The sequence below is a fragment of the Neobacillus jeddahensis genome (genome assembly GCF_000612625.1).
GTDB classification, from domain to species: domain Bacteria; phylum Bacillota; class Bacilli; order Bacillales; family Cytobacillaceae; genus Neobacillus; species Neobacillus jeddahensis.
This window is the reverse complement of sequence record NZ_CCAS010000140.1, coordinates 1-1,129: the sequence shown is the minus strand read 5'-3', so window position 1 is coordinate 1,129 and position 1,129 is coordinate 1. Positions and strand designations below refer to the sequence as shown.

1 protein-coding gene is annotated in these 1,129 nt (G+C 35.2%); it reads right to left on the bottom strand.

Going from position 1 to position 1,129, the window contains the following annotated elements; genetic code table 11:
• Window positions 1–121 precede the first annotated feature (121 nt).
• Window positions 122–1,129, bottom strand: a 1,008-nt coding sequence (locus tag TY15_RS22985; protein WP_042375729.1) for a hypothetical protein, incomplete at its 5' end; no start/stop codon positions are given.

Here is a 1,129-nt window from a genome sequence, read left to right as displayed (position 1 = left end):
AGGAAATCAACGTATTTTAACCGCAATCCTATCCAAAAATGACAAAAGACACCGAAAGGCAGGCCTCTCGATGCCTTTTTACAATTAATATTGAGAATATTCTTGCCTTCTTCTATAAACTCTATACTATTTTGGCTATTTTCTCTAATACAGATATATCATTACCAAATTTACACATTGCATCACAGTCGCACCGCAAATCATGAAATAGCAGATACGATATGGACTTAGTCGGAAGTGTTTGAATGGAGGGCCTTAATAATTGAGCGCGTATCTCCTTTTCGCGCTTTTCAGGTGCAACTAAATAAAATTGACATTCTTCACTCTGAATAGATAACAACAAATCGGTTAAGCGTAAAATACCGGAATAAATAGAGGTACTCTTTTCAACCTCAAAGCCAGCGATTACTTTTTCACTTTGGTCAAGCCATAATACATCTATTAAAGCAATCGTATCAGCCACAGAGGGAGAACAGTTTCCAATATTAAAATTCCTTAAGGAAAATTCACCTAATTTTTGATTATTCCACTCTCTTTTATGGTCATTCCTGGCGATCCAAATCTTGTATCCGAGTGATTTTCCTAAAAGCGCAAGGTAATACTGCATTTCTGTATGAGTATTTTCCTCAATCAGATCCTCAAAGACATCTTTTTGGCGCCGCCTTTTTACTTTTTCGATTTTTTCCATTTCCGTTTTTACAAAGTGTTCTGCATTATTTTCAATAATGATCCGATTACTTCCAATTTCGAATAAAAGTCCAGCCAAGGCGCCTTGATCTTTTGAAAGAACATGACGATATTGCTCATTTATTTGGAGCATTTTTTCACGCATTTTAAGATACTCTTCCCAAATGCCTAATTTAATCTTCTCATTAAATAAAAAATTGAACCCTTTTACGATTGCTGTGTTAAAAGGAGGAAACAGAGTAGGGTGTAAAAAATATAAAATATTTGCAACAGCTGGTCCCAGTCCCTTTATTTTTAATGAGTCTAATTGATAAATTTCCGCCAATACCTTTTCAGGACTAGTTGTTTCCAAACAAGCCTTTAAAAAACGACCAAATGCTTTTTGATTGTACTTATTTTCATAGATATCAGGGATGCGCAATTTGGGCTTCCAGTAGAATGC